At 71.4% G+C, this 3,563-nt stretch carries 1 protein-coding gene; it reads right to left on the reverse strand.

Annotated elements, in window-relative coordinates:
* Window positions 1-3,563, reverse strand: a 3,563-nt coding sequence (locus tag ACH4F2_RS35330) for an acyltransferase domain-containing protein (RefSeq protein ID WP_398136754.1), incomplete at both ends; no start/stop codon positions are given.

Genomic DNA, 3,563 nt, shown 5'->3' on the forward strand with positions numbered 1-3,563 from the left:
TTCCACGACACCGCATACCGCCACTCATCCACCCGCGACCGCGCCACCCGCCCACGCCGCCACGACGACAACGCCGGCAACACCGCACCCAGCACATCCGGATCGGTCACATCGAGGGTTTCCGCAAGGGTGGCGAGGTCCTCGTGCTCCACGGCTTCCCAGAACCTGTCTTCGACGGCATCCACGGCCGAGGCGGTCGTCTCGGCCGATGCCGAGGAGGCCTCGAGCCAGTACCGTTCGCGCTGGAAGGCGTAGGTGGGCAGGTCGACGCGGCGTCCGCCGGCCAGCAGCGGGGACCAGTCGACGGCCAGGCCGCGCACCCAGCCCTCCGCCAGCGACATGACGAACCGCTCCAGCCCGCCCTCGTCACGCCGCAGCGTGCCGAGCACAGCCGCGTCCACACCGGCACCCTCAAGCGTCTGCTCCACACCGACGGTCAGCACCGGATGCGCGGAAGCCTCCACGAAGAAGCGATACCCCTGCTCGGCCAGCGCCCTCGTCGCCTCCTCGAAACGCACCGTCTGCCGCAAATTCGTGTACCAGTACTCCGCGTCCATCACCGACGTGTCCAGCCAGTCAGCCGTCACCGTCGAGAAGAACGGCACCTCGGCCGCACGCGGCTCCAACCCCGCCAGAACATCCAGGAGCTCGTCGCGGATGGCCTCGACGTGCACCGAGTGCGACGCGTAGTCCACCGGAATACGACGGGCACGGACCTCGTCCGCCTCACACCCGGCCAGCAACGCGTCCAGCTCCGCCACATCCCCGGAAACCACCACGGAGGAAGGCCCGTTGACCGCGGCGACGGACAGCCCGCCGGTCAGCCGCTCCCGGACCCCCTCCACCGGCAGCGCCACCGACACCATGCCACCCGCACCCGACAGCGCCAGAATCGCCTTCGACCGCAGCGCCACCACCCTCGCCGCGTCACTGAGGGAAAGCGCTCCGGCCACACACGCAGCCGCGATCTCACCCTGCGAATGACCGACGACCGCCGCGGGCCGCACCCCGTGCGAACGCCACAGGTCGGCCAGCGACACCATCACCGCCCACAACACCGGCTGGACCACGTCCACCCGCTCCAACGCCTCCGCATCACCGAGCACGTCGAACAACGACCACTCCACATGCGACGACAGAGCGGTGGCACACTCCCGCATCCGCCCCGCGAACACCGGCGACGACTCGATCAGTCCCGCCGCCATGCCCACCCACTGCGAACCCTGACCCGGGAACACGAACACGCTCTTGCCCCGGAGGTCGGCGGTTCCCCGCACCACACCGGCCACGGCCTCATCCGTGGCCAGCGCCGCGATCCCGGCTTTGAGATCGGCGCCGACGATCACCGCTCGGTGGTCGAGTGCGGCCCGCGTGGTGGCGAGCGACCAGCCGAGGTCCAGTGGTGAGAGGTTCGGGTGCTCGGTCACGTGGTCGCGCAGGCGTGCGGCCTGGGCCAGTACGGCTGCGGCGGACTTGGCCGAGAGGACCCACGGCAGCGCCGGCTCGCCGGTCGAAGGCGGCTCGGTCTCCGGGGCGACGGGCTGGGGCTTGCCGGGCTTCTCCAGCGGCCCTTCTTCCATGATGACGTGCGCGTTCGTTCCGCTGATGCCGAACGAGGAGACCGCCGCCCGGCGCGGGCGATCCCCTTCGGGCCAGTCGCGTTCCTCCGTCAGGAGCGTGACCGTACCCGCCGTCCAGTCGACGTGTGAGGTCGGCTCGTCGATGTGCAGACTCTGTGGGAGTACTCCGTCGCGCATCGCCATGACCATTTTGATGACACCGGCGACACCGGCCGCGGCCTGGGTGTGCCCGATGTTGGACTTCACCGACCCGAGCCACAGGGGCCGCCGCGGGTCGCGCTCGCGCCCGTAGGTCGCGATGAGCGCCTGCGCCTCGATCGGGTCGCCGAGGGCGGTGCCCGTGCCGTGCGCCTCCACGACGTCCACCTCGGACGGCTCGATACGCGCGTTGGCGAGGGCCTGCCGGATGACGCGCTGCTGCGAGGGGCCGCTGGGGGCCGTCAGGCCGTTGGAGGCGCCGTCCTGGTTGATCGCCGATCCCCGTATGACCGCCAGGACCTCGTGGCCGTTGCGGCGGGCGTCGGAGAGGCGTTCGAGGAGGAGCAGGCCCGCGCCCTCGGCGGATCCCATGCCGTCGGCGGCTGCGGAGAAGGCCTTGCAGCGGCCGTCGCCCGCGGCGCCGCCCTGCTTGCTGATCTCCGTGATGACGCCGGTGGTGCCCATGACCGTGACACCGCCGGCCAGCGCCATGGTGCACTCGCCGTGACTGATCGCCTGGGCCGCGAGGTGCAGGGCGACCAGTGAAGACGAACAGGCCGTGTCGACGGTGACCGCCGGCCCCTCCAGACCCAGGGTGTAGGCGATGCGCCCGGACACCACGCTGGTGGTCGTCCCGGTGATCAGGTAGCCCTCGATGTCGTCGGGTATCTCGGCGACCCCGGTGCCGTAGCCGGAGGACGAGGCGCCGGCGAAGACACCCGTCATGCTGCCGCGTACGGACGTGGGGTCGATGCCGGCACGTTCGAAGGTTTCCCACGCGGTCTCCAGCAGCAGTCGCTGCTGCGGGTCCATGGCGAGTGCCTCGCGCGGGTTGATTCCGAAGAACGCCGGATCGAAGTCGGCGACACCGTCGAGGAAGCCGCCTTCCCGGGTGTTCGTGGTGCCCGCGCGGCCGAGCTCCGGGTCGTAGAGACCGTCGATGTCCCAGCCCCGGTCCTGCGGGAACGGGCTGATCGCGTCACCCGCCGTGCGCACCAGGCGCCACAGGTCCTCCGGTGAGGAGACTCCGCCCGGGTAGCGGCAGGCCATGCCGACGACGACCACCGGGTCCTCTCCGCCGGCCGCTCCCGTCGGCACGGTGGTGACGGGCGTGCTGGTCTCGGCGGTGCCGCCGAGCACCTCCGACCACAGGTGGTTCACGAGTACCTGCGGGGTGGGGTGGTCGAAGACAAGGGTGGCGGGCAGGCGGAGTCCGGTGGCGCCGTTCAGCCGGTTGCGCAGTTCCACCGCGGTCAGGGAGTCGAAGCCCAGCTCACGGAACTGCTGTGCCGGGTCGATCAGGTCGGGCGTGGCGTGTCCGAGGACCGCGGCGACGTGGCCGCGGAGGAGGTCGAGCAGGGCCTCGCGCTGCTCGCTCTCCGCGAGCCCCGCGAGCCTCGCGGCCAGGCCCGTGGTGTCCGTCGCGGCGGTACGGCTCGCGGCCGTACGGCGTACGGGGGTCCGCACCAGGCCACGGAGCAGCGGGGGTACGCCGGCACCTCGCAGTGCGGTGAGGTCCATGGGGATCGGCACCAGGAGCGCCTCGTCCGATGCGGTCGCCATGTCGAACAGTGCAAGGCCGTGTTCGGAGGAGAGCACGCCGGCCCCGCCCCGGTTCATCCGGGCGATGTCACCGTCGGCGAGGTCGCCGGTCATCGTGGAGCGCTGATCCCACAGCCCCCAGGCCAGCGACTGTCCCGGCAGGCCCTGCGCCCGGCGGTGCTGGGCGAGAGCGTCGAGGAAGGCGTTGGCCGCCGCGTAGTTGCCCTGCCCCGGACCACCGAA

The sequence above is a fragment of the Streptomyces sp. NPDC017890 genome, from assembly GCF_044328675.1.
Lineage (GTDB): Bacteria > Actinomycetota > Actinomycetes > Streptomycetales > Streptomycetaceae > Streptomyces.